This is a genomic window from Pseudomonas sp. DCB_BI (genome assembly GCF_026240995.1).
Classification (GTDB): Bacteria; Pseudomonadota; Gammaproteobacteria; order Pseudomonadales; family Pseudomonadaceae; genus Aquipseudomonas.
On the sequence record NZ_JAPFCG010000005.1, the window covers coordinates 110,503 to 137,033 of the forward strand.

General features: G+C 63.9%; 23 protein-coding genes. 11 read left to right on the forward strand and 12 right to left on the reverse strand.

From position 1 onward, the window contains the following. Positions 1 to 10 precede the first annotated feature (10 nt). From OO258_RS07375 to OO258_RS07385, 3 genes are all read right to left on the reverse strand, one after another. The gene (locus OO258_RS07375; RefSeq protein ID WP_266029510.1) at positions 11 to 1,339 is read right to left on the reverse strand and encodes a hypothetical protein; all 1,329 of its coding nucleotides are present in this window, start codon (positions 1,337 to 1,339) and stop codon (positions 11 to 13) included. 286 nt (positions 1,340 to 1,625) lie between these two features. After that, positions 1,626 to 3,692 carry a maltose alpha-D-glucosyltransferase gene (gene treS / locus OO258_RS07380; protein WP_266029511.1) on the reverse strand — a complete coding sequence of 689 codons (2,067 nt, stop codon included), beginning with the start codon at positions 3,690 to 3,692 and terminating at the stop codon, positions 1,626 to 1,628. Positions 3,693 to 3,779: 87 nt separating this feature from the next. After that, the gene (locus tag OO258_RS07385; protein WP_266029512.1) at positions 3,780 to 4,706 is read right to left on the reverse strand and encodes a LysR substrate-binding domain-containing protein; all 927 of its coding nucleotides are present in this window, start codon (positions 4,704 to 4,706) and stop codon (positions 3,780 to 3,782) included. 141 nt (positions 4,707 to 4,847) lie between these two features. Here OO258_RS07385 and gtdA point away from each other — a divergent pair, with 141 nt between their 5' ends. The 5 genes from gtdA to OO258_RS07410 all read left to right on the forward strand — a co-directional run bounded on the left by gtdA (position 4,848) and on the right by OO258_RS07410 (position 9,935). After that, positions 4,848 to 5,903: a gentisate 1,2-dioxygenase gene (gene gtdA / locus OO258_RS07390; RefSeq protein WP_266029515.1), complete on the forward strand. Its 1,056-nt coding sequence runs from the start codon at positions 4,848 to 4,850 to the stop codon at positions 5,901 to 5,903. A gap of 16 nt (positions 5,904 to 5,919) precedes the next feature. Beyond that, a complete protein-coding gene (locus OO258_RS07395; protein WP_110742960.1) occupies positions 5,920 to 6,618 on the forward strand; it encodes a fumarylacetoacetate hydrolase family protein in 699 nt (232 codons plus the stop codon). Positions 6,619 to 6,699: 81 nt separating this feature from the next. After that, entirely contained in the window at positions 6,700 to 8,052 is a 1,353-nt protein-coding gene (locus OO258_RS07400) for an MFS transporter (protein ID WP_266029517.1), read from the forward strand. An 18-nt stretch (positions 8,053 to 8,070) separates the two neighbouring features. Continuing rightward, positions 8,071 to 8,712 carry a maleylacetoacetate isomerase gene (gene maiA, locus OO258_RS07405; RefSeq protein ID WP_266029518.1) on the forward strand — a complete coding sequence of 214 codons (642 nt, stop codon included), beginning with the start codon at positions 8,071 to 8,073 and terminating at the stop codon, positions 8,710 to 8,712. A gap of 29 nt (positions 8,713 to 8,741) precedes the next feature. After that, positions 8,742 to 9,935: a 3-hydroxybenzoate 6-monooxygenase gene (locus tag OO258_RS07410; protein WP_266029521.1), complete on the forward strand. Its 1,194-nt coding sequence runs from the start codon at positions 8,742 to 8,744 to the stop codon at positions 9,933 to 9,935. Between the two features lie 17 nt (positions 9,936 to 9,952). Here OO258_RS07410 and OO258_RS07415 read toward each other — a convergent pair whose 3' ends face one another. After that, the gene (locus tag OO258_RS07415; protein ID WP_266029522.1) at positions 9,953 to 10,870 is read right to left on the reverse strand and encodes a LysR family transcriptional regulator; all 918 of its coding nucleotides are present in this window, start codon (positions 10,868 to 10,870) and stop codon (positions 9,953 to 9,955) included. A gap of 120 nt (positions 10,871 to 10,990) precedes the next feature. Between OO258_RS07415 and OO258_RS07420 the strand changes: the two genes are divergently transcribed. The 3 genes from OO258_RS07420 (at position 10,991) to OO258_RS07430 (ending at position 13,691) form a co-directional block, all read left to right on the forward strand. Then, positions 10,991 to 11,749, forward strand: coding sequence for a 5-oxoprolinase subunit PxpA (locus OO258_RS07420; RefSeq protein ID WP_266029524.1), 759 nt, complete (start codon positions 10,991 to 10,993; stop codon positions 11,747 to 11,749). Positions 11,750 to 11,835: 86 nt separating this feature from the next. Then, positions 11,836 to 12,723 (forward strand): 5-oxoprolinase subunit B family protein, encoded by an 888-nt coding sequence (locus OO258_RS07425; protein WP_110742953.1) that lies wholly within the window; start codon positions 11,836 to 11,838, stop codon positions 12,721 to 12,723. Beyond that, entirely contained in the window at positions 12,720 to 13,691 is a 972-nt protein-coding gene (locus tag OO258_RS07430) for a biotin-dependent carboxyltransferase family protein (RefSeq protein ID WP_110742951.1), read from the forward strand. The genes OO258_RS07425 and OO258_RS07430 overlap by 4 nt, the downstream gene beginning before the upstream one ends. A 41-nt stretch (positions 13,692 to 13,732) precedes the next feature. On the opposite strand, the gene OO258_RS07435 is transcribed toward OO258_RS07430, so the two are convergent. Further along, positions 13,733 to 14,581 carry a TIGR03915 family putative DNA repair protein gene (locus tag OO258_RS07435; protein WP_266029527.1) on the reverse strand — a complete coding sequence of 283 codons (849 nt, stop codon included), beginning with the start codon at positions 14,579 to 14,581 and terminating at the stop codon, positions 13,733 to 13,735. Beyond that, the gene (locus OO258_RS07440) at positions 14,572 to 15,792 is read right to left on the reverse strand and encodes a putative DNA modification/repair radical SAM protein (RefSeq protein WP_266029528.1); all 1,221 of its coding nucleotides are present in this window, start codon (positions 15,790 to 15,792) and stop codon (positions 14,572 to 14,574) included. The genes OO258_RS07435 and OO258_RS07440 overlap by 10 nt, the downstream gene beginning before the upstream one ends. A 142-nt stretch (positions 15,793 to 15,934) precedes the next feature. Here OO258_RS07440 and mqo point away from each other — a divergent pair, with 142 nt between their 5' ends. After that, positions 15,935 to 17,512 (forward strand): malate dehydrogenase (quinone), encoded by a 1,578-nt coding sequence (mqo, locus tag OO258_RS07445; protein WP_266029531.1) that lies wholly within the window; start codon positions 15,935 to 15,937, stop codon positions 17,510 to 17,512. Here mqo and OO258_RS07450 read toward each other — a convergent pair. Further along, positions 17,509 to 18,870: a UDP-glucose dehydrogenase family protein gene (locus OO258_RS07450; protein ID WP_266029533.1), complete on the reverse strand. Its 1,362-nt coding sequence runs from the start codon at positions 18,868 to 18,870 to the stop codon at positions 17,509 to 17,511. The genes mqo and OO258_RS07450 overlap by 4 nt on opposite strands. A 244-nt stretch (positions 18,871 to 19,114) precedes the next feature. Here OO258_RS07450 and OO258_RS07455 point away from each other — a divergent pair, with 244 nt between their 5' ends. Then, positions 19,115 to 20,161, forward strand: a complete 1,047-nt coding sequence (locus tag OO258_RS07455; protein ID WP_266029534.1) for a class I SAM-dependent methyltransferase — start codon at positions 19,115 to 19,117, stop codon at positions 20,159 to 20,161. Positions 20,162 to 20,236: 75 nt separating this feature from the next. On the opposite strand, the gene OO258_RS07460 is transcribed toward OO258_RS07455, so the two are convergent. Then, positions 20,237 to 21,481: a saccharopine dehydrogenase family protein gene (locus OO258_RS07460; protein WP_003248123.1), complete on the reverse strand. Its 1,245-nt coding sequence runs from the start codon at positions 21,479 to 21,481 to the stop codon at positions 20,237 to 20,239. Positions 21,482 to 21,514: 33 nt separating this feature from the next. Beyond that, a complete protein-coding gene (locus OO258_RS07465; protein ID WP_266029535.1) occupies positions 21,515 to 22,612 on the reverse strand; it encodes a carboxynorspermidine decarboxylase in 1,098 nt (365 codons plus the stop codon). Positions 22,613 to 22,806: 194 nt separating this feature from the next. Between OO258_RS07465 and OO258_RS07470 the strand changes: the two genes are divergently transcribed. Further along, positions 22,807 to 23,016: a DUF2945 domain-containing protein gene (locus tag OO258_RS07470; RefSeq protein ID WP_110742938.1), complete on the forward strand. Its 210-nt coding sequence runs from the start codon at positions 22,807 to 22,809 to the stop codon at positions 23,014 to 23,016. Between the two features lie 48 nt (positions 23,017 to 23,064). Here OO258_RS07470 and OO258_RS07475 read toward each other — a convergent pair whose 3' ends face one another. The 3 genes from OO258_RS07475 to OO258_RS07485 form a co-directional block, all read right to left on the reverse strand. Further along, positions 23,065 to 23,982 (reverse strand): pyridoxal-phosphate dependent enzyme, encoded by a 918-nt coding sequence (locus OO258_RS07475; protein ID WP_266029537.1) that lies wholly within the window; start codon positions 23,980 to 23,982, stop codon positions 23,065 to 23,067. Further along, positions 23,979 to 24,653, reverse strand: a complete 675-nt coding sequence (locus OO258_RS07480; protein WP_266029539.1) for a helix-turn-helix transcriptional regulator — start codon at positions 24,651 to 24,653, stop codon at positions 23,979 to 23,981. Before OO258_RS07480 ends, OO258_RS07475 begins: the two co-directional genes overlap by 4 nt. Positions 24,654 to 24,759: 106 nt before the next feature. Continuing rightward, entirely contained in the window at positions 24,760 to 26,463 is a 1,704-nt protein-coding gene (locus OO258_RS07485) for an amidase (RefSeq protein WP_266029541.1), read from the reverse strand. Positions 26,464 to 26,531 lie beyond the last annotated feature (68 nt).

Sequence of the window (26,531 nt, forward strand, 5' to 3'; positions counted from 1 at the left end):
CTTTGTCTGTTCATGGCACCAGCACCACGTCTTCGGTGTCGCTACCACCGTTGGCGCTGGTGACTTGCACCTTGGCCGGCGGAATGGGCGAGAGGGTCGTGCTCAACGTCTTCACTGCGCCGCTGCCGCCCAGGTTGCCGATCAACGTGCCGTTGCCGGTATGAGCGGTGAGGACCGGTGGGGTGGTTTCGTCACTGGTGCTGGCGACCAGGGTCAGTTCGCCGGTGGACAGGCGGTACTGGGCCTGGGTGATGGTGACCAGGTCGGTCAGCGGCAGGTTGCTCGTGGTCAGGCTGCTGGTGGGGATGGCCACGCTGTTGTCGGCAGTCAGCGTGACGAGGGTGCCAGCGGCGGGGTTAAGCGCCGACTGGGCGTACCAGGCGCCGGTCCCGTTGGCCTCGGTGAGGTTGAGGTTGGGTGTCTGGCTGGTCAGGGTGACGCTGGCGGGCGGCGGCGGGGCCATCACGAAGATATCCTGCTGGGCGCGCAGGTCGCCGTCCTCGCTGTGCCGTGAATACGTACTGCGCTGTGGCATCAGCGGGGTCGGCAGGGCGACGGTCGAGAGCTTGCCCGAGATCGAGAACAGCTCGGTGCGCAGGTCGATGCCACCCGGGCCTTCGATGCGTACATAGTTGGTGTTGAACGGGCTGCCTGTGACCCTTTCTTCCAGGTTCGGGTCTCCAATGAAGCGCTCGCTGCCTTCGGTGTAGGGGCCATTGACACTGCGCAGGAACGGCCCGACGTCACCCTTGAGGGCGCCGGTGAAGTCGCCGGCGCCGGCGATGCCGATGTCGCGGGTCATGTTGATTGCCCGGCGTCCGGCGGCGGGAACGTCAAATACCTCGACGCCGTACGGGTGGGTGATGACGTAGGTACCGGCGGTCGGCACATCTACCCGGATGCGTACCCGGGCGAAGCTGACCTGGTCGCCTTCGACCGGTTCCTCGGCGGCAAATGCCGCTTCGATCGCCGTGCCATAGCTGAGGTCGATACCGCGGGTGGCATCGACAATGGCGGCGTCGGCAGTGAACCAGAACGCTTCGTCCGGGAAGTTGGTGGGGAACACGATGGGTTGGGTATCGTCGAACACGCCGGGGGTGGGCAACAGTGTGCACATGTACGACGGGGCGCCGGGTGCGCCGGCTACACGTGAGCTGACCGCTTTGGTCAGGCACAGGTCGAGGGTACGACCGTGACTGTCCTGGTACCAGGCGGGAAAGCCACCGTTGGCGGGGACATAGGCGCCTGGATCGACAGCATTCAAGGCAGCCTGCGCCGGGAGCTGGAGCATGCCGGCGAAAATCGCCACTGCCAGCGGGTGGGGTATCGGTCGGTGCATGAGTCAATTCCTCCTGCAAACGGGCCCATGGACTTGGGGCGTCTGGGAGGTAGTCGGCAAGAGCTGTGCCAAAACCTGATAATTGCGTTGCAGGCCTTGTAGAACGGGGCGTGCGGTTTTTCGGCAGGGCTGCCGCCCGCGTGTTGCCGGTGGGCAGCGTTCCCCAAGGTTGGGGGATTGGGGCAGCCATTTCCAACCCGGTCAGGGCCAGGGCGCCTGCAAGGCTTCATCGCTTGGGCAGGCAGTGGCAGGCTGCTCCCACACCGTGGAGCAGCCTTACCGACAGTCAGACATGGCCGCTGCTGTTGACGATGCGCAGGCACAGCGCTTCGTACGGGTCCAGGTTCACCATCAGCCGGCCATCTTCGGTCAGGTCGCCCTCGACCGTCTCGTTGATCATGTCCACCACCGGGCCCGGCGTGAATCCGGTCAGATGCAGCTCCTCGGCGATCACGTCCTGGCCAAAGTTCAGGGCGCTGATCTGGATGCCGCGCCCCGCCGGCAGCTCATGCACCATGACCAGCAAACCTGGGCTGCTCACGTCGGGCACCAGTACCTGGCGGCTGGTGGCGATGCCATAGGCCTGGCGTACCGCGAGCAGCTTCTTGACCTTGCTGGCGAACGAATCGGCGTGCTCCAGCTGGTTATCGAGGCTGCCATACAGCGCCCGGGCGCGGGGCATGCCGCGCACCGATGTCTCGGCCTGCGGGTCCAGCCCGGCCAGGTCGTAGCCACCGCGGTGAATCCAGCGGGTATCGCCGTCCAGCATGCGCTCGGCCACGGCTTCGGCCGGCAAGGGCAGGGCGCCGACCATGTCCCAGCCAGACAGCGCGACCACCCCGGGCTGCATGGCGTTGTACATGACCAGCAGCAGGTGCACCTTCTGGATCAGCTCGATGTCCGCTGCGCCAATCTGTTCCAGGTCGCGAATACCCAATGCCGCCGCAACCAGGCTGGCGGTGGTGCAGGCGATGCCGTTGGTGACGAAGCGCAGGTTGTACGGAGCATGCTCGCCCGACAGCCGTTCGTAGATTTCTTCGCGGATATGTTCCCGCAGAATGCTGCCTGGCAGGGTCTGGCCCTTGTACAGGTACATGTCGTGAGCATGCAGGGTCCAGAAATGCACCAGCTCCACGGTCAGCTCGTCGTGGTTCTGCAGGGCATGGATCAGCGAGGCCGGGTCAATGCCGAAGGCGTGCATTTCCTTGAGCATCAGGCGCAGGAACTCGGTGTCGCCGGTCAGCAATGCATGCTGGTAGGCCGGCCGGGTGATGAAGTCGTAGGACAGGTCGGCACCGCCCTTGGACATCTGGGCGATGTCGTCGAGGGTCAGGTTCAGCTCCTGGAAACTGAAGCCACCGGCCTTGCGGATCATGCCGCCGAGCAACTGGTTGCCGACGATCGACAGCGGGTGGCTTTCCGACCAGGCGGTACCGCTGGCGCGGGTTTCCACGCCGAGAAAGCCGTTGGCGTCCAGGCGCAGGCCGCGTGCGCCCAGGCAGTCCAGCGCGTGCAGGGCGTCGCCAATGATCATCTGCTGGGCGGCAAAGGTCGGGTCCAGCCAGTTCAGCGATGGCTGGCCTTCCTTGAAGTAGTGCAGGTACACCCAGCGCCGGGTCTTGCCGTCGACACCGGTGATGGGCGGTGTGGCGCTCCAGTCGGTTTCCTTCACCCCAGGCTCGAAGAAAATCACCCGCTGCAGTTGGCCGACGATGTAATGGCGGGCCTTGAGTTCGTCGCACTGGGCGGGCAGCAGGTTGACGGCATCACGGCCTCCCGGCACCTCCGGCAGCAGCGGCCAGTCTTCCTCGCGAATTTCGACCATGTGGTACAGCCCCGGGTAAGGCGCGTGGGCCATCTCGGCCAGGCGGAAGTCGGCGCCTTTGCCGGTGTGTGAGGGGATCAGGTCGTCGATGGTCACGGCATTGTGCGCGGCGGCCATGCGGCTCATCTGGATCAGCTCCGGCTCGCTGCCGTAAAGCGGGTCGATGTCGAAGCTGATACGGTCGAAGTTGCCGTCCACGCTGGGGGTAAGCTCGCGGCCGCGAATGCCGCCGGACAGCTTGATCGGGCCGGTGTGCAGGCCCTGCACGCCGATTTCCGACAGGCGCTTCCACAGTGCTTCGTGGGCCAGGGCGCCAAGGACTGAGCAGCCCTCAGGGGCGATGATGGCGTCGGGGTAGACGGTGAGCCAGACGGAGGCGATTTCCGTGGCTCGGCGGGGCTGGGCTTCGGCATAGGGTTGTTGCCACAGTCGCGACTGGCCTGAGTACAGGCTGGCCCGGTCCTGGGAGGCCTTGAGCATGGCGCGGTCTTCGAGCCATTTGACGTACGACGGGTCGGGCTGGGTCATTTCGCGTCCTCTTTGCGTGTCGGCACCGGCTCAGGTTATGACGGCGTCGCGGCCTGAACGTTCGGCCCGCGCAGAAACCAGCACCGGTCAAGGCTTGCGAATGGGGCTGCGGGCCGCTTCGCGCAGGCTCTCCAGCAAATCCAGCACTGCCCCTTCGATATGCGGTTCATCACGCCAGCACATACCGATCGAGCCTTCGGCCTCGAGCTCGAAATCCAGCTGGCGCAACAACCCGCGCCCATGGAAATGCTCGGCCACCCGCCCGGACGCCACCGACAGCATGTCGCTGTTCTGCATCAACCACAAATTGGCCATCAGCGACGACGATTCGATGCGGCACGGCAACGGCTTGCGCCCGGCGTTGCTCAGGGCCGTGTCCAGTCGGTTGCGGATCGGCGTGGCAGGCGGCCACAACAGCCAATCGTACTCATACAGGTCATCCCAGCTCAGGCCCTTGCGCGCGGCCAGCGGGTGATCGGGGCGGGCGACTACCTGCATGGGTTCGCGAAACAGCATCTCGCTATGCAGGGCCTGGCTGGGCTGGTAGTTGTCGACCCGCCCGACCACCACATCCAGTTGGCCCAGTTGCAGGCGTTCGAGCAGCACGTTCATCGTGCTTTCCTGCAGCGATACCTGCGCTTTCGGGTGTTTTTCCAGGAAGTACAGGATGGCGTCAGGCACCAGGCTTGGCGCCGAAGCCGGTGAGGTGCCTATCGCCACGTTGGGTGCGCTGCCTTCGCGCAAGGCATCCAGATTGCTTTGTGCGCGCTCCATCTCGCTGAGTATGCGCCGCGCATGGTTGACCAGCAGGGTACCTTCGGCGGTCGGCCGCAGGCCCCGCGCATGGCGCTCGAACAGTAGGGCGCCGGCATCTTCCTCCAACTCCTTGAGGAACTTCGACAGCCCAGGCTGGGTGGTGTAGGCCTGCCGAGCGGTGTCGCTGAGGTTACCGGTTTCGGCCAGTGTCACCAGCAGTTGCAGGTGCCTTGGGCGCAGGCGGCGGGTCCAGTGCATGGCGTGCCTCTCATCATCTTTTTGGTATGGATGCATATGAAAATATCATTTTTTTTGTATGCCTGGCGGGCGTTTAATCGATCGCACAACGGGGCGCTGCCACTGCCAATCGCCCCTTCCCAGCCCACCGAAGGTGAAGCGATGAATAACAACGACAACATCGGCACGGCCCGCGCCGACTTCTATCAACGCATCGACAGCCAGGCGCTGTTCCCCCTGTGGGAACAGCTGCACAACCTGGTACCGCCGCAGCCCACCACCACCTGCGTGCCGGCGCTGTGGCGCTTCAGTGAAGTGCGCCCGTACCTGATGGAGGCCGGTCAGCTGATCAGCGCCGAAGAGGCGGTGCGCCGGGTGCTGGTGCTGGAAAACCCGGGTATTCGCGGCCAGGCCTCGATCACCCCCAGCCTGTATGCCGGGCTGCAGCTGATCCTGCCGGGCGAGATTGCCCCCAGCCACCGCCACAGCCAGTCGGCGCTGCGTTTCGTGGTCGAAGGCAAGGGCGCCTACACCGCAGTGGACGGCGAGCGCACCACCATGCACCCGGGCGACTTCATCATCACCCCGTCCTGGACCTGGCATGACCACGGCAACCCCAGCGAAACCGAAGGCGGCGAGCCGGTGATCTGGCTCGACGGCCTGGACATCCCCACCGTGCGCTTCTATGGCGCCGGTTTCGCCGAGAACTACCCGCAGGCCGTGCAGCCGGTCAGTCGCCCGGACGGCAACAGCCTGGCCCGCTACGGCGCCAACATGCTGCCGCTGCGCCATGAGGTGCAGGGCGCTACCTCACCGATTTTCAGCTACCCGTATACGCGTACCCGCGAAGCGCTGGCCACGCTCGAGCAGCAGGGCGAGGTGGATGCCTGGGATGGCGTGAAGCTGCGGTATGTCAACCCGGCCACTGGCGGCTGGGCCATGCCCACCATCGGTACCTGCATGCAGCTGCTGCCACGCGGGTTCGTCGGCAAGACTGCCCGCTGCACCGATGCCACCGTGTACTCGGTGGTCGAGGGACGGGGGCGCGCCATCATCGGTGGGCAGACCTTCCATTTCGAGCCCAAGGACACCTTCGTCGTGCCGAGCTGGGTAACGCTGAGCCTGCAGGCGGACGACGCGTGTGTGCTGTTCAGCTATTCCGATCGGCCGGTGCAGGAAGCCCTCGGGCTGCTGCGCGAAGCCCGCGAACATCATTGATCCAAGGAGCCCTGCCATGACTTACCTGTTTGCACCTGCCGCCACCACCAGCCTGCCGATCGCCGGCAGCGACCAGCGCTTTCCTGTACGCCGCGTTTACTGCGTGGGCCGCAACTACGCTGCCCACGCTCGTGAAATGGGCTTTGACCCGGACCGCGAGCCGCCGTTCTTCTTCTGCAAGCCGGCCGATGCCGTGGTACCCACGGCCGACGGCCAGACCCTGGAGCTGCCATACCCGGCACAAACCAGCAATTACCACTACGAAATCGAACTGGTCGCAGCCATCGGTAAAGGCGGGCGCGACATCGCGCCCGAGCAAGCCAACGAACACGTGTTCGGTTATGCAGTGGGCCTGGACATGACCCGCCGCGACCTGCAGATGAAGATGCGCGAAATGGGCCGCCCATGGGAGATCGGCAAGGCATTCGACGCCTCAGCACCCATCGGGCCGCTTCACCCGGCCAGCCAGGTTGGCCATCCGGCGCAGGCCGGCATCTGGCTGCAGGTCGAAGGCCAGGACCGCCAGCGTAGCGACATCGACAAGCTGATCTGGTCGGTGCCGGAAACCATCGCCTACCTGTCGCGCTTCTTCGAGCTGCAGCCGGGTGATCTGATCATGACCGGTACCCCCGAAGGCGTGGGCCCGGTGATCGCTGGCGAGCTGATGGTGGGTGGCGTCGAAGGCCTGGGCGAAATCTGCGTTCGCGTCGTCTGATTGCCGTGGGCCAGCGCAGCTGGCCTTTCATCCCGGTTCAACACGTGGCCTGCGCCTGGCGCCGGCCCGGAGGTTTCGCTCATGTCTTCCACCGATAAAAACAACACCGTGGATGTACAAGCCTTCATCGATAGCCAGCCGGTGACGCGCTTTCAGTGGCGGGTCTTGCTGCTGTGTTTTCTGGTCACCGCCATCGATGGCCTGGACACGGCCGCCATCGGCTTCATTGCCCCGGCGCTGCGCGAACACTGGCAAATCGGCGCCCCCGAGCTTGGGCCTGTGCTGGGTGCAGCACTGGTCGGGCTGATGCTGGGAGCGTTCATGGCCGGGCCTTTGGCCGACCGCTTTGGCCGCAAGCGCGTGCTGTTGCTGTCGGTGGCCTGCTTCGGCGTCTTCAGCCTGGCTGCCGCATTCGCCCAGGACCTGCACAGCCTTGCACTGTTGCGCCTGCTTACCGGGCTGGGCCTGGGCGGGGCGATGCCCAACGCCATTACCCTGACCTCCGAATACTGCCCGCAACGCCGACGCTCTTTGATGGTGACCGGCATGTTCTGCGGCTTCACCCTCGGCTCAGCCCTGGGCGGGGTGGTCGCTGCGCAGTTGTTACCAGTCTTCGGCTGGCGCAGTGTGCTGGCCCTGGGAGGGGTGCTGCCGCTGGCGTTGCTGCCGGTATTGTGGTTTGCGCTGCCCGAGTCCGTGCGTTTTCTGGCGCGCCGTAATCCGGCCGATAGCAAGGCGCTTGCCATTGTGCGGCGCATTGGTGTGTTGCCCGTGGGCTGCCAGGGCCTGCGCATCGATGACGCGGTAGAAGGCCATTCGCCGGTGCGGCAGATTCTTGCCGCGCCGTTGCGCCGCGGCACCCTGGCGCTTTGGCTGGCGTTTTTCATGAGCCTGCTGATCATCTACGGCATGACCAACTGGCTGCCGTTGCTGGTGCGTGACACCGGCCTGAGCCTGAGCCAGGCGGCGCTGATCAGCGCGCTGTTCCAGGTCGGTGGCACCGTTGGCGCATTGTGCCTGGGGGCGGCCATGGACCGCTTCGAGCCACATAACGTGCTGATGCTGGCCTTGCTCGGCGGAGCGGCGTGCCTGTTCGCCATTGGTCAGTGCCATGGCGACTACGTACTGCTGGGGCTGAGCGTGGCCGGCATGGGCTTTTGCATCAGCGGTTCGCAGGTCGGTGCCAATGCCCTGGCTGCAGCCTTCTACCCCACCAGCAGCCGCGCCACGGGTGTGAGCTGGGCACACGGGGTAGGGCGAATCGGCTCGGTGTGCGGCACATTCGGCGGTGCATTGCTGATGGATGCCGGGCTGTCCTTCGAGCTGCTGTTCAGCGTGCTCATGCTGCCTGCGGTACTGGCCGCTGCAGCGATCTTCCTGAAGGGCGTGCGACCTGCCCCTGCGTTGCACGCCAACACCCACCTCATGCCCTGAACCCGCAGGAATACTGCCATGCATCTCTACAGCTTTTTCAACAGTTCCACCTCGTACCGTGTGCGCATTGCCCTGGCCCTGAAAGGCCTGGAAGTGGCTTACCACGGCGTCAACCTGCGTGCCGGAGAACAACGCCAGGCGCCGCACCGTGCGCTCAGCCCCCTGGGTGGCGTGCCGGTGCTGGTGGATAACGATGGCGTCACCCTGACCCAGTCGCTGGCGATCATCGACTACCTCGACGCGCGCTATCCGCAGGCGCCGTTGCTGCCCGGCGACCCCTTGCTGCGTGCCCGGGTGCTGGAGGTGGCGCAACTGATCGCATCCGACATCCACCCGCTCAACAACCTGCGCGTGCTTGGTTACCTGCAAGGTGTGCTGAACGTAGGGCCTGAGGAAAAGGACCGGTGGTACGCGCACTGGGTGGCCGAGGGGCTTGGCGCTCTCGAAGCCCTCCTGCAACGCCATGGCCAAGGCCCCTACTGCTTCGGTGCACAGCCGACCCTGGCCGACTGCTGCCTGGTGCCGCAAGTGGCGAACGCTGAACGCATGGGCTGTGACCTGCACGCTTACCCGCGAGTGATGGCGGTATACGACCACTGCCAGGCGCAACCAGCCTTCCAGCGTGCTGCGCCCGGCCGCCAAGCTGATTTCAGCCAATAAGAACCGCAGCCTGTACGGAGACCCCAACCATGACTGCCCAACAACAAAAAATCATCATCGTCGGCGGGGGCATCGGTGGCCTTGCTGCCGCCCAGGCCCTGACTGCCCAAGGTATCCAGGTGCTGCTGCTGGAACAGGCCGAGCACATCGGTGAAATCGGCGCCGGTATCCAGCTGGGCCCTAACGCCTATGCCGCGCTGGATGCGCTGGGCGTCGGTGATGCTGCGCGCAATCGCTCGGTGTTTACCGACCACCTGATCATGATGGACGCCATCGATGCCCATGAGGTGGGGCGGGTTGAAGTCGGCGAGCGTTTTCGCCAGCGTTTCGGCAACCCGTATGGTGTGATTCATCGTGCCGACATTCACCTGTCGATCCTTGAAGCCGTGCAGCAGAACCCGCTGATCCGTTTCCAAACCTCGACGCTTATCGTTGGCATGGAGATGGACGACCATGGTGTGACCCTGACTGACAGCAAGGGCAACCGCTACCAGGCCGACGCGGTGATTGGCTGTGACGGGGTAAAGTCAGTGATCCGCGAACGCATGGTTGGCGACCCGGCGAGGGTCACCGGGCATGTGGTGTACCGCGCCGTGGTGGATGTGCAGAACATGCCCGAAGATCTGCGCGTCAACGCGCCAATGCTGTGGGCCGGCCCGCGCTGCCACCTGGTGCACTACCCACTGCGCGGCGGCCAGCAGTACAACCTCGTGGTCACTTTCCATAGCCGTAACGAGGAGCAGTGGGGTGTGACCGACGGCAGCAAGGAAGAGGTACTGTCCTATTTCGAGGGCATTCACCCGCGGCCCCGGCAGATGCTCGACCGGCCAACCTCCTGGCGCCGCTGGGCCACCGCCGACCGCGACCCGGTGGAGCAGTGGGGAGAAGGGCGGGCGACCCTGCTGGGCGATGCTGCTCACCCGATGACCCAGTACCTGGCCCAGGGCGCGTGCATGGCGTTGGAGGACGCCGTGGTGCTAGGGGAGGCGGTGAAGGCCTGTGAGCATGACTTGCAGGCGGCGTTCCGCCTGTACGAATCGATCCGCATCCCCCGTACCGCACGGGTGCTGTGGTCGGCGCGGGAAATGGGGCGGCTTTACCATGCCAAGGGTGTCGAGCGGCTGGTGCGCAACCAGCTGTGGGCAGGCCGTTCGCAGGAGCAGTTCTACGATGCCGTGCAGTGGTTGTATGGCTGGAACATCGATACCTGCCTGAAACGCTGATGACAGGCCCGGCAGGCTCAGCGCCGGGCCGACAACTGCTGCGGTGCCAGAAACGCATCATGGAAGTAATTGCGCACCGCTTGCATCGCCGGGCTGAACGCCCGTTCCCGGTGCCAGGCCAAGCCCACGCTCATCGGCGTCACCGGGTCGCTGATGGTCACTGTCTCGATGCGTTTGCCCTCCAGCGACCACGGGCGGTGCACCAGGTCTGAAAGGATCGCCACGCCACTGCCGTTGGCCACCATGCTGCGCACGGCTTCCACCGAACTGGTCCGCACCCGCACGCTCGGCCGCTGCCCGGCCTGTTCCCAGTAACGCATGGCACTTTGCTCGGCCTCATCCACGGTCAACAGGATGAACGGTTCGCCTGCCACATCGGCCAGGCTCACCGCTGAGCGCTCGCACAGGGGATGATGCCCGGGCAGCCACAGCCGGCGCTCGGAGTTGAACAGTGTTTCCGAAACGATGTCCGGGTGGGTGAGATTGGCGGTGAGCACCACAGCCATGTCGAACCGCCCCTCCAGCAGCCCTTGTTCGATGGCACTGCGCTCCTGCTCGTACAGCTCCAGGGTCACATCCGGGTGCCAGTGTTCCAGGCGCTGCAAGTGGTGCGGCAGGAAGTAGCCGATCACCGTATAGCTGGCCGCCAGGCGCAGCAGGCCACTGGCGCGCACGTCTGGTAGCGGGCTGTTGAGGGCATCGTCGACGCTGCGCAGGATGACATAGGCGCGGTTCAGGAAATGCCGGCCAGCCTCGGTCAGGCTCATGCCTTGGGGCGAGCGTTGGAACAGCAGCACGCCGAGCATCGCTTCGAGCTCTTTGATGGCCGTGGTGACCGCCGACTGGGAGATGTTGAGGTGGATCGCCGCCTGGGAAATCTGGCCAATTTCGGCGGTGGCGACGAAGTAGCGTACCTGGCGCAGGGTCAACGACACAGTGAACTCCGGGGGTATCTGTTTTTCAGAAGGAACCCTATCTGTTTATAGATCTTCCCAAGGGGGTGCGGAGAATCTAACGTGGCTTGCATGCAGTCACAAGTGCCAGGAGACGCCGTCATGCAAGCAGTAGACTTCAACTCGGACATGGGCGAGGGCTTTGGCCCTTGGACCATTGGCGATGGCGTCGACCATGAGCTGATGGGTTACATCAGCAGCGCCAACATCGCCACCGGTTTCCATGCCGGCGACCCCGGCACCATGCGCCGCACTGTCGAGCGTGCCAAGGCACTGGGCGTTGCCGTGGGTGCCCACCCGGGCTTTCGTGACCTGGTCGGCTTTGGCCGCCGGCACATCAATGCGCCAGCACAGGAACTGGTCGACGACGTGCTCTACCAACTGGGCGCGCTGCGCGAAATAGCCCGTGCCCAAGGCGTGCGCCTGCAGCACATCAAACCGCACGGGGCGCTGTACATGCACCTGGCGCGTGACGAAGAAGCCGCTCGCTTGCTGGTGGAAAACCTACGGGCGATCGAGCCGGAACTGCTGCTGTTCTGCATGCCAGGCTCGGTGATCTGCCGCATTGCCCAGGCCCTCGGCCAACCGGTGGTTCGCGAGTTCTACGCCGACCGCGAGTACGACCTGAGCGGCTCGATCGTGTTCACCCGCAACGTGCGGGGCTACCAGCCACAAGCGGTTGCCGAGCGTGTTCTGCGCGCTTGCCGGCAAGGCGTGGTGCGCACTGTCGAAGGCCAGGACCTGGCCATCGAATTCGACTCCATCTGCCTGCACAGTGACACCCCCGGGGCGCTCGACTTGGTCGAGGCCACGCGCAAGGCACTGGACACGGCCGGTATCGCGGTACGTGCGCCACGTTGAGTGAGGCATCCGGCCAATTGAGCCCGGAGCCTGTGTATGTTGTTTTTGCCTGCCTTTCTATAAAGATTCCAAGAAAAGGAACAGTCATGGCCGAATCGCTTGCTACCACCCCGATCCGCTACAGCTTCGGCGCCGACGAGCATCTGTTTGCCGAGGTCAGCGAAAGCATGTCGCTGGAAGCCTTTTTCAAGGGCATGGCCGTCACCCGCGCGGTAGAACGCCTGGCGCTGGAGGGTGTACTGGACGTGTGCCTGGCCAACGCGTCGTTCCAGATTCGTTTCGACCCCGACCGCATTGCCCCTGAAACCCTGCTCGAAGCCGTGCGCGGCGCCGAAGCGCAGGCGGTGGCCGAACGTTCGTTGCACACGCGGATCATCGAGATTCCGGTGCTGTACAACGACCCCTGGACCCATGAAACGCTGATGCGTTTTCGTGATCGCCACCAAGACCCGGCCAGTACCGACCTGGAGTATGCCGCACGCATCAATGGCCTGGCCGATGTCGACGCATTCATTGCCGCGCACAGCGGTGCGCCGTGGTTCGTGTCGATGGTCGGCTTCGTCGCCGGGCTGCCGTTCATGTTCCAGATGGTCGAGCGCCAGCGCCAGTTGCAGGTGCCCAAGTACCTGCGACCGCGTACCGACACGCCCAAGCTCACCCTCGGCCATGGCGGTTGCTTCGGCTGCATCTACTCGGTGCGCGGGGCTGGCGGCTACCAGATGTTCGGCGTAACCCCGGCACCCATCTACGATCCGCAGCAGACCTTGAACTACCTCAAGGAGCACATGGTGTTCTTCCGCCCCGGTGACATCGTGCAGTTCAAACCCATTGACCGCCGTGCCTATGACCAGGCGGTGGCGGATGTGGAGGAGGGCCGTTTCGACCTGCGCATTCGTCCCGTGGAGTTTTCCCTGGACGCCTTTCTCGCCGACCCGGTCGGCTACCCGAAATCGCTGCAGGAGGTGCTGGCATGATCAAGGTACTCAAACCGGGCCTGGCGACTTCCGTGCAGGACCTTGGCCGCGAAGGTTACTACCACCTGGGCATACCGCCCTCCGGTGCCCTCGACCAGTACGCCCTGAGCGCCGCCAACCACCTGGTGGGCAACCCGGCGGGCGCCGCGGGGTTGGAGTGTGCGCTGGTGGGGCCGGAACTGGAGTTCCAGCAGGATACGCTGGTGGCGGTGTGCGGTGCACAGATGCCGGTGCTGCTGGATGGCCGCGAGCAGCGCCCGGACACGGCGTTTGCCGTGCGCGCCGGGCAAGTGCTGCGTTTCGGCTTCCCCACGGCAGGCGCCCGGGCTTACCTGGCAGTGGCTGGCGGTATTGCTGTGCCGGAGGTGCTGGGTAGCCGTTCGACCTATGCGCTGGGGGCCTTGGGTGGCTTTCAGGGCCGCAAGTTGATGGCCGGTGACCTGTTGCCGGTCGGGGTGCCCAGCGGCAAGAGCCGGGCTGGCGCAAGCCTGCCGATGGCGCTGCGCCAGGCCTTGGGCGGTGAGGTGGTGTTACGGGTGGTGCCGGGCTTGTACTTCCACCGCCTGACTGAATCTGCAGCGCAAAGCTTCTTCACCGAGGCGTGGACCGTCGGCTCTGAAGCCGACCGTATCGGCTACCGCTACAAGGGCGGCAGCGCCTTGGGCTTCCAGCCGCGGGAGCAGCCGTTCGGTGCAGGCTCCGACCCATCGAACATTGTGGACAGCTGCTACCCGATTGGCTCGATCCAGGTACCGGCCGGGCTGGAGCCGATCATCCTGCACCGCGATGCCGTGTCGGGTGGTGGCTACGCCATGATTGGAACAGTCATCAGCGCCGATCTGGACCTGATCGGGCAGATGCAACCCAACCAGCAGGCGCGGTTCCTGAAAGTGAGCATGGAGCAGGCGCTGGAGGCGCGACGGTCGTACAAGAAGAAGCTCGGCTGCCTGGCCAGGCTCTTCACCTGACCCTCAGCACAGCGCCTTGCTCGGCTGGCCCCCACGTTGCCTTACGCCGACGGTGTGGGTTTGCTGATTTTTTTTCCGGCCTGAGTGGCCACTTCCAGGGCCTGGCCGTCCCGTTGCTTGCCTTGGCGTGCCAGGCCTTCGAGCTGGGGAATCAGCATGCCCTCCGGCAAGTGTCGCCAGAACCGCCCGGGCATGTGCAGGCGCAAGGCATCGGGGTTCAGGCGGGCAGGGTTGAAAGTGTGGCGATAGTAGGTGCGCCATAGCTCCGCGCCCGGGTCTTCGGCGTTGCGGGCCCAAAGCCGCCAGGTTTCGGGGCAGTGCCGCTGGTAGTCGAACCCGGTACCGTCGAAGCGAATGCCATCCTGTGGCGTGGCGATCAACCAGCGTAACCGCCCCAGGCGGTCAGCAAAGTGCGGGCTGGCACTTTGCAGAATGTCGTGTGCCGGCTCGTGATACGCCACCAGATCAAGCTGTAAATGTTCAACCAGGTCATCAGGCAGCGGCACGAAGCGTACAAAGGCATGCAGGTGATGCGCTTCACGTGTCACCTGCTTGATACGCCGTTGCAGCTCACTGCCCAGGCGGTCGCCAGCCAGCATGGCCGTACGGTCGCCATGGGCCACGCGCCACAGCACTTCGTACAGCAAATTCCAGCGTTGTTCGCCACGGTAGCGCGAGGCCTGCTCCAACTGGCTCAGCAGTGCTGCCGGGACTTTGGCCCGGAAAGGCCCAGGCCCTTCAGGCGGCGCGGCCGGCACGGCCAGCAGGTCCGCCATGGGGCCTTGCGACCAGGTGACTTGCGATGGGTCGATGCCATGCCCCAACAACCCCCGGGCCTGGTCGCGCCAGGTGGCAAACAGGTCGTCGCAATCGAGCGCAATCACCCCCACAACCCCATCTGTACCGGTGCCTGCGGCTCACGCAAGCGCGCCCGCAGCAGGCTGCTGCGCAATTCGGCTTGTGCGGGGCGGTAGTCGCTGGTGACGATGAACGGGCGCGCCTTGTCCAGCACGCAGCGCAACTGAATCAGGTCGTCATAACGGATCCGCCGCTCCCGCCGCAGGGCCACCAGGCGCTGTACGCTGCGCAGACCGATACCCGGGATGCGTGCCAAAAGCGCTGGCTCGGCGCGGTTCACGTCCAGTGGGAAGACTTCACGGTTGGCCAGCGCCCAAGCCAGCTTGGGGTCGATATCCAACGCCAGGTTACCGCTCGGGCCCAGCAGTTCACCGGCCTTGTAGCCATACCCGCGCAGCAGGAAGTCAGCCTGGTACAGCCGATGTTCGCGCAGCAACGGCGGTGCGGCCAGCGGCACGCTGCCCGGGCTGTCGGGGATCGGGCTGAAGGCTGAATAGTACACGCGCTTCAGGCCATAGCCCTGGTACAGCGACTCGGCATTGCGCAGCAAGGTGCTGTCGTCGGTGCTGTCGGCACCGACGATGACCTGAGTGCTTTGCCCCGCCGGGGTAAAGCGTGGCGCCTTGGGCTCGTTGGCCACGGCTTGCTGGCCTTGGTGGATCACACCCATGGCCTGGCGAATGGTGTGCGCCTGTTTCTCGGGTGCCAGTCGCTTGAGGCTGGCGTCGGTCGGCAGTTCGATATTGACGCTGAGCCGATCGGCCAGGCGGCCGGCCTCTTCGATCAGCAGCGGGTCGGCATCGGGGATGGTCTTGAGGTGGATGTAGCCGCGAAAGTTGTGCTCCTCGCGCAGCAGCCGGGCGACGCGGATCAGTTGCTCCATGGTGTAGTCCGCCGAGCGGATGATGCCAGAGCTGAGGAACAGGCCGCTGATGCAGTTGCGCCGGTAGAAGTCCAGGGTCAGACGCACCACTTCCTCGGGGCTGAAGCGTGCGCGCGGCACGTTGCTGGAGCGGCGGTTGACGCAGTACTGGCAGTCGTACAGGCAGAAGTTGGTCAGCAGGACCTTGAGCAGCGATACACAGCGGCCGTCCGGGGTATAGCTGTGACAGATACCCATGCCGTTGGTGGCACCCAGGCCGTCAGCGCCGCGCGAATTGCGCTTGGGCGCACCACTGCTGGCGCAGGAGGCGTCGTACTTGGCTGCGTCGGCAAGAATCCCGAGTTTGGCGATGAGTTGCATGGTGGCTGACCTGCGATACTGAGTATTCATACAGTATTTTGAGATGTGGCCGATTGCAAGTGTTTGCGTCGTCATACCCAACTAAATGCGTCGGCTAAGCTTGTGGCTGAACCACGGACAGCAACGAGGCGCGGGAGAGGTTATGAAGATCACCATCAAGCCAAAACTGGCGATGGCCGGGCTGGCCCTGGCCATCGGCATGCTCAATGCTCAAGCGGCGGAAACCAGGAAGGTCGATGTGCTGCTGGTGGGCGGCGGCATCATGAGCTCTACCTTGGCCGTGTGGCTCAATGAGCTGGAGCCGGGCTGGTCGATGGAAATGGTCGAGCGTCTGGACAAGGTTGCCGAGGAGAGTTCCAACGGCTGGAACAACGCCGGCACCGGCCACTCGGCCCTGGCAGAGTTGAACTACACCCCGGAAAAAGACGGCAAGATCGACATCAGCAAGGCGGTGGAAATCAACGAGTCGTTCCAGGTAACGCGCCAGTTTCTCGCCTGGCAGGTCAAGCAGGGTGTGCTGAAAAATCCGCATTCGTTCATCAATACCACCCCGCACATGAGCTTTGTCTGGGGCGATGACAACATTCGTTTCCTTAAAAAGCGCTACGAGGCGCTGCAAGCCAGCCCGCTGTTCAAGCCCATGCAGTATTCCGAAGACCATGAGCAGATCCGCAAATGGGTACCGCTGATGATGGAAGGCCGCGATCCCAATCAGAAGCTGGCCGTGACCTGGACGCCGATCGGTACCGACGTCAACTTTGGCGAGATCACCCGGCAGTACGTGGGCTACCTGCAGACCCGGCCGAATTTCGACCTCAAGCTGTCGACCGAGGTGCAGGACATCACCCGCAACGACGATGGCTCCTGGCATGTCGAGTACAAGAACCTGAAGGACGGTAGCAAGGCGGCCACCGACGCCAAATTCCTGTTCATTGGCGCTGGTGGTGCGGCATTACCGCTGCTGCAGAAATCGGGGATAGACGAAGCCAAGGACTATGCCGGCTTCCCGGTGGGGGGGTCGTTCCTGGTCACCGACAACCCGGCCATCGCCCAGCGCCACATGGCCAAGGCCTACGGCATAGCCGCCACCGGTGCGCCGCCGATGTCGGTGCCGCACCTGGACACCCGGGTGCTCGACGGCAAGCGCATGATCCTGTTTGGCCCGTTTGCCACCTTTTCGACCAAGTTCCTCAAACAGGGCTCGCTGCTTGACCTGCTCGCCAGCACCAGTGTGCACAACGCCTGGCCGATGGTACGGGTTGGGGTGCGCGAGTTCGACCTGGTGCAGTACCTGATTGGCCAGGTGCTGCAATCCGACAACGACCGTTTCGAGGCGCTGCGCACCTATTTCCCCGCAGCGAAGCAGGAAGACTGGCGGCTGTGGCAGGCCGGCCAGCGGGTGCAGATCATCAAGAAGGATGAGGCCTTGGGTGGTGTGCTCAAGCTCGGTACCGAAGTGGTAACGTCCAGAGACGGCAGCATCGCTGGCTTGCTGGGCGCCTCGCCGGGGGCCTCGACCGCCCCGCCGATCATGCTCGATGTGTTGAACAAGGTGTTCAAGGACAAGGTGGCCTCGCCCGCGTGGCAGGCAAAGATCAAACAGATCATTCCGTCCTACGGCATGCGCCTGAACGACCACCCGGACCAGGTGCAGAAGGAGTGGGCCTATACCAACGAGGTGCTGCAGCTGAACCCTCCCGAGAGCGTTGTGAAGCCTTAGCAGGCCTGCGGGCGGTCCTTCGCGGGCGCCCCCGGTGCCTGCACCTGGCCGCGGCCGATGCCGTAGTAAGTCAGGCCGGCGGCGGCCATGTGTTCAGGTTCGAACAGATTGCGCCCGTCGAACACCACCCGGTCGGTCAGCTGTTGCGGCACCTTGTCCAGGTTGAGCACGCGGTATTCCTGCCATTCGGTAACGATTACCAGGGCATCGGCACCCTCCAGGGCATCGTCCTTGCAGGGCACCAGTTGCAGGTCGGCCCGCGGCCCGTAATGGCGCTGGATTTCTTCCATGGCCTGCGGGTCATGGGCCTGCACCCGGGCGCCAGCGGCCCACAGCGCTTCCAGCAAAACCCGGCTGGCGGCCTCACGAATGTCGTTGGTGTTGGGTTTGAACGACAACCCCCACAGGGCAAATACCTTGCCCTGCAGGCCCTCGCGATAGTGGCGCTGGATTTTGCTGAACAGCCGGTTCTTCTGCTGCTCGTTGACCGATTCCACCGCGCGTAGCAACTGTGGCTCGAAGCCTTCGGCCTCGGCACTTCGGCGCAGGGCTTGCAGGTCTTTGGGGAAGCACGAACCGCCAAAGCCGCAGCCGGCGTAGATAAAGTCGTAGCCGATGCGCGAGTCTGAACCGATGCCACGGCGCACCATTTCGATATCGGCGCCCAGATATTCGGCGAGGTTGGCAATTTCGTTGATAAAGGAAATCTTGGTCGCCAGCATGCAGTTGGCCGCGTACTTGGTCAGCTCGGCGCTGCGCGCATCCATGACCATGAATTTTTCGCGGTTACGGCTGAAGGGCAGGTACAACTCGCGCAGCAACTCCAGTTCGGCAGGGCCCGCGCCGCCGACGATGATGCGCTCGGGGCGCATGCAGTCGGCCACTGCCGACCCTTCCTTGAGGAATTCCGGGTTGCTGACCACCTGGAAGCGGCTGCCATCGGCCACGGCTTGGGCGATGCGCGCTTTGAGGCGATGTACCGTACCCACCGGCACGGTGGACTTGTTGACGATGACCTTGGGGCCGTCAGCATGCTGGAGGATGCTGTCGACCACGGCGAACACGTGCTTCAGGTCGGCACTGCCATCGGCTTGTGGCGGGGTGCCGACTGCAATGAACTGTAACCTGGCATAGTTGGCAGCCTGGCCGGCATCCGTGGTGAAGCGCAGGCGACCGCAGGCCAGGTTGTTCTCCAGCATGGGCGCAAGGCCGGGCTCGAAGATCGGGCAGTGTCCGGCGCCGAGGGCGGCGACCCGCTCGGCATCGACATCCATGCACAACACCGAGTGCCCCACTTGGGCCAGGCACACAGCCTGGGTGAGGCCGACATAACCGGTACCGAAAACCGTGACCTTCATTTCACCGCTCCTTGATTAGAAAGCTGAAAAAAAATGTCACATCGGTGTTTAGGAATTGTTACCTGCTGGCTGATTTCGCTGGCTATTCAGCCTGGATTGCTTTGCCTACAGGCAGACCATCTAAACTTACTTATGGCTTGCAGGTAACCGTTCGTACAGCGAGCCGAAACCCTTGAACCGACCACCGTCACCCGGAGCGGACCCTCAGCGCTGGCGATGGCCTTCTTGCAGAGGAGGACAGGTCATGGACGAGGCAAGGCTTCACGATTTCATGGGCAAGCTGGTGGGCGACATGGGCGCGGCGGCGACCCTGGCCAATGTCATTCTCGGCGATGAACTGGGGCTGTACCGGGCCATGGCTGACAGCCAGCCGACTACCCCCGAGGCACTGGCGCAGAAGACCGGCTGCCACCCGCGGCTGGTGCGCGAATGGCTGAACGCCCAGGCGGCATCGGGCTACATGGTGCATGACCAAGGCCGCTTCGTGCTGCCGGAAGAGCAGGCCATGGCCCTGGCACTGGAGGATTCGCCAGCCTACATGGCCGGCGGCGCGGCAGTGGTGGCGGCGCTGTTCCATGACAAGGACAAGCTGGTTGCAGCCATGCGTGGTGACGGCGGGTTGGCCTGGGGCGACCATCACCCGTGCATGTTCAGCGGCACCGAGCGGTTCTTTCGACCGGGTTACCGCACCTTCCTGGTGGCTGAATGGCTCCCGGCACTCGAGGGCGTGGTGGCCAAACTGCAGGCGGGCGCCAAGGTGGCGGACGTGGGTTGCGGCCATGGCGCCTCGACCCTGGTCATGGCCCAGGCGTTTCCGGCGTCCACCTTCGTGGGCTACGACTACCATGGGCCATCCGTTACCACGGCCAGCGAACGTGCTCGCGATGCAGGGTTGGCAGGGCGGGTGAGCTTTCAGCAGGCCAGCGCCAAGGATTATCCGGGGCATGACCATGACCTGGTGTGTTTCTTCGATTGCCTGCACGACATGGGCGACCCGGTGGGGGCCGCGAAACATGCTTACCGCGCGTTGAAAGACGACGGTACGGTGATGCTGGTGGAGCCTTACGCCGAGGATTCGCTGGAGGGCAACCTGACGCCGGTCGGGCGCTTGTTCTATGCAGCGTCGACGTTTATCTGCACGCCGAATTCGTTGTCGCAAGAGGTGGGTCTGGGTTTGGGGGCACAGGCCGGGGAGGGGCGGTTGCGGGCAGTCTTCGAGGAGGCGGGGTTCCGCAGCTTCCGGCGGGCGACGCAAACGCCGTTCAACCTGATTCTGGAGGCCCGTAAGTAGCGCTTGCTGGCTTGCTTGTTCGCGGGCCTGAAAAACAGACGGGGCGCCTGGTTGGCGCCCCGTCTGCGTGACTGCTTAGGCTTCAGCGTCCCAAGGACGATCACCTTTTTCATCCTTGACGCGGGTCGGCAGGCCCATCACGTCCAACGCCTTGAGGAACGGCTCGGCTGGCAGTTCCTCGACGTTGACCATGCGCTTGGCATCCCATTCGCCCCGGGCAACCAGCAGGGCGGCAGCCACTGGCGGTACACCGGCGGTGTAGGAAATACCCTGGCTGTCAGTCTCGGCGTAGGCTTCTTCGTGGTCGGCCACGTTGTAGATGAACACTTCGCGCGGCTGGCCATCCTTGGTGCCTTTGACCAAGTCACCGATGCAGGTCTTGCCGGTGTAGCCAGGGGCCAGCGAGGCTGGGTCCGGCAGCACGGCCTTGACCACTTTCAGCGGTACCACTTCCAGGCCTTCGGCGGTTTTCACCGGCTGCTCACTGAGCAGGCCGAGGTTTTTCAGCACGGTGAACACGTTGATGTAGTGCTCGCCGAAGCTCATCCAGAAACGCACGTTCGGCACGTTGAGGTTCTTCGAAATCGAGTGAACTTCATCGTGGCCGGTCAGGTACAGGTTTTGCGAACCTACCACGGGCAGGTCGTCGGTACGCTTGACTTCGAACATGGTGTTGCTGGTCCACTGGCTGTTCTGCCAGCTCCATACTTGCCCGGTAAACTCGCGGAAGTTGATTTCCGGGTCGAAGTTGGTGGCAAAGTATTTGCCATGCGAACCGGCATTGACGTCGAGAATGTCGATCGAATCAATGCTGTCGAAATACTGCTGCTGCGCAAGTTTGGCGTAGCTGTTCACCACACCCGGGTCGAAACCGACGCCGAGAATGGCGGTAATGTTCTTTGCCTGGCACTCTTCGAGGTGTTTCCACTCGTAGTTGCCGTACCACGGCGGGGTCTCGCAGATTTTGCCCGGCTCTTCGTGGATGGCGGTGTCCAGGTAGGCGACACCGGTATCGATGCAGGCACGCAGCACCGACATGTTGAGGAAGGCGGAACCCACATTGATCACGATCTGCGATTCGGTTTCGCGGATCAGCGCCTTGGTTGCCTCGACATCGAGGGCGTTGAGCGAGAAGGCCTGGATGTCGGCGGGTACCTTGAGGCTACCCTTGGCCTTGACGCTGTCGATGATGGCCTGGCATTTGGAGATGTTCCGTGACGCGATAGCGATACGACCCAGTTCGTCGTTATGCTGCGCGCACTTGTGGGCCACCACCTTGGCGACACCTCCTGCACCAATGATAAGAACGTTCTTCTTCAATTTACCTTTCGCTCCTTACTCTGAAAGCCGGTCTTACGACAGGCTGGAAACGTAGTCTTCGAAACCGAACTCGCGAACCACTTCGACGCTGCCGTCGAGTTGCTTGACCACGATGGATGGCATTTTCAGACCGTTGAACCAGTTTTTCTTGACCATGGTGTAACCGGCCGTGTCGATGAACGACAGGCGGTCGCCAATGGCCAGCGGACGATCGAATTGGTACTCGCCGAAGATGTCACCGGCCAGGCACGACTTGCCGCAGACCATGTAGGTGTGCTCGCCGTCGTTGGGGGCCATCTTGGCGTTGAGGCGGTAGATCAGCAGGTCGAGCAGGTGCGCTTCGATCGAGCTGTCGACCACGGCCAGGTGCTTGCCGTTGTACAGGGTGTCGAGCACGGTCACTTCCAGCGAGGCGCTGTTGGTGATGGCGGCTTCGCCAGGCTCCAGGTACACCTGCACGCCGTAGGTTTGCGAGAAGGCCTTGAGGCGCGCGCAGAAAGCATCGACCGCATAGTCTTCACCGGTGAAGTGGATACCACCACCCAGGCTGACCCATTCGACCTTGTGCAGCAGGTGGCCGAAGCGCTCTTCGATGTGGCTGAGCATCTTGTCGAACAGGCCGAAGTCACCGTTCTCGCAGTTGTTGTGGAACATGAAGCCGGAGATCTGCTCGATCACTTGCTCGATCTTGGCCGGGTCCCATTCGCCCAGGCGGCTGAACGGGCGCGCCGGGTCGGCCAACAGGTAGTCGGAGCTGCTGACTTGCGGGTTGACGCGCAGGCCCCGCACCTTGCCTTCGGACTGTTCGGCAAAGCGTTGCAGCTGGCCGATCGAGTTGAAGATGATCTTGTCGCAGTTCTCGAGCATTTCCTCGACCTCGTCGTCGGCCCAGGCCACGCTGTAGGCGTGGGTTTCGCCGGCGAACTTCTGGCGGCCGAGCTTGAGCTCGAAGAGGGAGGACGAAGTCGTGCCGTCCATGTACTGCTGCATCAGGTCGAATACCGACCAGGTGGCGAAGCACTTCAGGGCAAGCAGGGCCTTGGCACCGGAGTGTTCGCGCACGTAGGCGATCTTCTCCATGTTGCTGAGCAGCTTGGTTTTATCGATGAGGTAGTACGGCGTCTTGATCATTTAAAGGCCCCCGGCCAGGCCGGCCAAAAAAAGGACACGCATTGTGCCTTCACTTGCCGCAGACCGAAAGGGTGGGATATGCATTTCGTCAGGGTTGACGTCATTGCGAGGGGATTTTCCGGTTGCGGCGGGCTCAGTAGAACAGCGGCATGTGACTATCGTAATCAGCAACCGTGTACCGTGAGGAGAATCCGATGAGCAACGTGTACAAGCCAGGCGACAACGTGCGCTGGAATTCCGAGGCCGGGATCATCCACGGCACGGTGGTCAAGGTGCATACCCGTGACGTCGAGTTTTGCGGGCGGCACCGGCACTGTTCGCAGGATGAGCCGCAGTATGAGGTGAAAAGCAGCAAGACCGGGCACCTGGCGATGCACAAGGAAACGGCGCTGGAGAGGGACTGAATGACCCTCGCGGCGTCGAACCGCAGCGAGAGGTCGGTACAGGTAACCTCAATCGGCGTGTTGCAACCAAGCCTGGATCTGCTCCAGCGTCGCCGTAGCCCCGCCACACACCACAACCAGCACATTCTGCAAGTCGGCCAGTGCGCTTGAATCATAGGCTAACGCCAATGCCGCCCCACATGCGGGCTCCACCAGCAGCCGATGGTCGAGCAGGAACCGCTCGCAGGCCTCCAGCGCCGCCCGGTCACTGACCAGATGGCTGTGCACCGGATGCGCAAGCGTGCAGGCCAGCGCCTGTTCAGCCACCCGCTTGGCACCGAGCGAGCTGGCGATCGAGGCAATGCGCTGCAGTTCGACCGTGTGCCCGGCTTGCATGGCAGCGTGCAGCGAGGCAGCGCCGGTGGTTTCCACCGCCAGCACCGGCACATCTCCCCAGCCATTGCGCTGTAGCCCCTCGACCACTCCGCTAAGCAACCCGCCACCGCCCACTGACAGCACCACCGCATCGGGCTTGACCCCGGCTGCTGCCACCTCGTCGACCAGGCTGGCATGCCCGGCCCACAGCAACGGGTCATCGAACGGATGAATAAAGGCATCGCCAGCGCCGACCAGGGTCAGTGCCAGTTCGTTGGCCTCTTGCCAGGAGCTGCCGTGCACCACCACCTTGGCGTCCTCCAGGCGCAGCAGCTGCTTGGCCCGTTCAGTGGTGGTTTCGGGCACTACCACCGTCACCGGTACCCCCAGCTTGCGCCCGGCGTAGGCTACCGCCAGGCCGGCGTTACCGCCCGAGGACGACACGAAGTGCCTGGCGCCACGCGCCTGATGGACCTCGCAGGCGTGGCCCACACCGCGCAGCTTGAACGACCCGCAGGGTTGCAGGGCATCGAGCTTGAGCCAGATGTTGCGCCCGGCAGCCAGCGACAGCGGGCGCGATTCGATCAGGGGGGTCTGAATGTGCAAGGTCATTGGCTGGCTCCGCGCAATTGCTCGAGGTAGTTGTAGATGGTGTAGCGGGTGACGCCGAGGGCGCTGGCGGCTTTCTCGACCCCGCCCTTGACGATGAACAGGCCACGCTCCTGCATTACCCGTACCGCTTCGACCTTGGCCTGCTTGTTCATCCGCCCCTGGCCGCTGCGTTGCAGCGAGGCCTGGATGATTTCGCTCATCAGCAGCTCCATGTCGGCCGGTTCGCTGGCGGCTGGCGTGGCGCCCAGTGGCTGGAACTGCTGAAGGAAGTTCATGGCAGCGTCCAGGCCTGTGACGTCAGTGTTGACGCACAGGCTGGCGAACGGGTGGCCGCTGCTGTCACGGAAGATGGCCGTTGCGCTGCGTAGCGTGCGGCCTTTGAGCGTGGTGGGGTAGTCGGGCAGCACCACCGGCTCACGGCCTTGCTGGTCGGCTGAGGCCTGCATCAGGGCCTTGAAACCCTGGTCCTGTTCCGGTGCTGCAAGGATGGGGCTGCCGATGCTGCGCCCTGAAAGATGGCCATTGACGATCGCCACCACCGAGTGTTCGGGGTGGTCGAGGTCGTGCAGGAGGATTTCCATGTTGCGGGCGGCAACGCTGCCCAAGGCCTGGATAGCGGCCTTGAGCACGGTGAGGGTGAGCTGGCGTTCTTCGAGGGGGGCGATGGACATGGCAGATCGATAATTCAACATTTTGTGCATTCTTACACATGATGTTGAATTATGCGATCTGTGTCGGGCCTGCCGGCATCATGGCTGGCAAGCCAGCCCCCAGTACTCAGCCGAGAGCCGGCGTACGTGGCGGGATCATGCGGCGCGAGCCGGTCGCCTCGAAGGCGGCACCATAGCTCAGCAGCGCGTTGTCGCTGTAGGCCTTGCCGGCAAAGGTCAGCCCCACTGGCATGCCGATATCGGCCATCACGCCCATCGGCACGGTCACGGTCGGCACGCCCAGGTGACGAATCGCCAGATTGCCATTGGCCACCCAGATACCATTGCTCCAGGCAATGTCTGCCGATGCCGGGTTGACGTCGGCATCCGCCGGGCCCACGTCGGCCACGGTAGGGAACAGCACCGCGTCCAGGCCCAGCGAGTCCATCCAGTCTTCCAGGTCCAGCTTGCGCGTCTGTTCCAGGCCACGCAGGCCATCGGGCAGGGTCTCGATCTGGTCCCAGGTCTTCAGGCCGCGCTTGGCCATGTTGACATATTCGTCCATGCCGGCCGCCAGGTCGTCTTCACGGTTGGGCAGGGTGCCCGGGTCGTGCGGGAAGATCTGTGGGCCATCGACATCCGCCAACTGGTTGAGTTTGGGGTCGCCGTTAGCGCGCAGGAAGTCGTCGAAGCCCCAGCCCGACAGCTCCCACAACTCATCATGCAGAAACGCCTTGCTGACGATGCCGCGGTTGTACACGGTCGGCGCACCCGGGCGGTCACCTTCGCAATTGGACACCAGCGGGAAGTCCACTTCCAGCACTTGGGCGCCGGCCGCTTCCAGGGCCTGACGGGCCTGCTGCCAAAGGTCGATCACCGAGGCGCGGGTGTTGATGCGCTGGCCGGTCGGCCCGCCGATGCCTGGTTTTTCCGAGGTGCCGGCTTCGGCGTCGGCATTGATATACATGCGTGGCACGCCAAAGCGCTTGCCTTTGAGCGCGCTGGCATCCACGGCCAGGTCCAGGTACGAAGCAGGTCGCACCGTGGAGGCTGCGGGGATCGGTACCCAGGGTTGCAGGCGCCACAGGTCGCCGCGTTTGTCGGCGTCATCGGCGACAACGACGTCGAGAATTTCCAGCAGGTCGGCCATGGTGCGCGCATAGGGCACGACCACGTCCATGGTTGGCGTCAGCGGCCAGTTGCCACGTACCGAAATCACCCCGCGCGACGGGGTATAGGCGCACAGGCCATTGTTGGACGCCGGGCCACGGCCGCTCGACCAGGTTTCTTCGGCCAAGCCGAAGGCGCTGAAGCTGGCAGCGGTAGCCGTGCCGGCACCGTTGGACGAGCCCGAGGCAAAGGGTGCGGTCAGGTAGTTGGCGTTGTACGGGCTTTCGGCGCGGCCATACACGCCACGCTGCATACCACCGTTGGCCATGGGCGGCATGTTGGTCTTGCCCAGGCACACGGCACCGGCGGCGCGCAGGCGCTCGATGGTGAAGGCGTCGCGCTGGGCCACCAGGTCCTTGAAGGCTGGGCTGCCGGACGCAGCGGTCAGGCCCTTTACCAGGTAACTGTCCTTGGCGGTGTAGGGGATACCGTCCAGCGGGCTCAGCACCTGGCCGTTGGCGCGACGCGCATCGGAGGCCTCGGCTTCTTTCAGCGCTTCTGGGTTGCGCACCACGACAGCGTTCAGGGCGGTGGCAGTGTCAGCGCCATCGTAGGCGTCGATACGTGCCAGGTAGGCCTTGACCAGCTCGACCGCTGTGGTGCGGCCCGACTCGAGCGCTGCGCGCAGCTCGGCAATGGAAACCTCGGTTACCTCGATCATGCGTTCACCAAAAAAATGTACAGGTGGGGGCTATTGCGAGGAGTGTACAAGAAGGGCTGGGCGGACGC

Excerpts from the sequence above, each read along its gene's own strand:
- OO258_RS07400 (WP_266029517.1), top strand. The coding sequence starts at position 6,700 with ATGTCTTCCACCGATAAAAACAACACCGTGGATGTACAAGCCTTCATC.
- OO258_RS07440 (WP_266029528.1), bottom strand. The coding sequence starts at position 15,792 with ATGCAACTCATCGCCAAACTCGGGATTCTTGCCGACGCAGCCAAGTAC.
- OO258_RS07385 (WP_266029512.1), bottom strand. The coding sequence starts at position 4,706 with ATGCACTGGACCCGCCGCCTGCGCCCAAGGCACCTGCAACTGCTGGTG.
- OO258_RS07455 (WP_266029534.1), top strand. The coding sequence starts at position 19,115 with ATGGACGAGGCAAGGCTTCACGATTTCATGGGCAAGCTGGTGGGCGAC.
- OO258_RS07470 (WP_110742938.1), top strand. The coding sequence starts at position 22,807 with ATGAGCAACGTGTACAAGCCAGGCGACAACGTGCGCTGGAATTCCGAG.
- OO258_RS07465 (WP_266029535.1), bottom strand. The coding sequence starts at position 22,612 with ATGATCAAGACGCCGTACTACCTCATCGATAAAACCAAGCTGCTCAGC.
- OO258_RS07410 (WP_266029521.1), top strand. The coding sequence starts at position 8,742 with ATGACTGCCCAACAACAAAAAATCATCATCGTCGGCGGGGGCATCGGT.
- mqo (WP_266029531.1), top strand. The coding sequence starts at position 15,935 with ATGAAGATCACCATCAAGCCAAAACTGGCGATGGCCGGGCTGGCCCTG.
- OO258_RS07475 (WP_266029537.1), bottom strand. The coding sequence starts at position 23,982 with ATGACCTTGCACATTCAGACCCCCCTGATCGAATCGCGCCCGCTGTCG.
- OO258_RS07485 (WP_266029541.1), bottom strand. The coding sequence starts at position 26,463 with ATGATCGAGGTAACCGAGGTTTCCATTGCCGAGCTGCGCGCAGCGCTC.
- treS (WP_266029511.1), bottom strand. The coding sequence starts at position 3,692 with ATGACCCAGCCCGACCCGTCGTACGTCAAATGGCTCGAAGACCGCGCC.
- OO258_RS07395 (WP_110742960.1), top strand. The coding sequence starts at position 5,920 with ATGACTTACCTGTTTGCACCTGCCGCCACCACCAGCCTGCCGATCGCC.
- gtdA (WP_266029515.1), top strand. The coding sequence starts at position 4,848 with ATGAATAACAACGACAACATCGGCACGGCCCGCGCCGACTTCTATCAA.
- OO258_RS07375 (WP_266029510.1), bottom strand. The coding sequence starts at position 1,339 with ATGCACCGACCGATACCCCACCCGCTGGCAGTGGCGATTTTCGCCGGC.
- OO258_RS07480 (WP_266029539.1), bottom strand. The coding sequence starts at position 24,653 with ATGTCCATCGCCCCCCTCGAAGAACGCCAGCTCACCCTCACCGTGCTC.
- OO258_RS07420 (WP_266029524.1), top strand. The coding sequence starts at position 10,991 with ATGCAAGCAGTAGACTTCAACTCGGACATGGGCGAGGGCTTTGGCCCT.
- OO258_RS07450 (WP_266029533.1), bottom strand. The coding sequence starts at position 18,870 with ATGAAGGTCACGGTTTTCGGTACCGGTTATGTCGGCCTCACCCAGGCT.
- OO258_RS07425 (WP_110742953.1), top strand. The coding sequence starts at position 11,836 with ATGGCCGAATCGCTTGCTACCACCCCGATCCGCTACAGCTTCGGCGCC.
- maiA (WP_266029518.1), top strand. The coding sequence starts at position 8,071 with ATGCATCTCTACAGCTTTTTCAACAGTTCCACCTCGTACCGTGTGCGC.
- OO258_RS07430 (WP_110742951.1), top strand. The coding sequence starts at position 12,720 with ATGATCAAGGTACTCAAACCGGGCCTGGCGACTTCCGTGCAGGACCTT.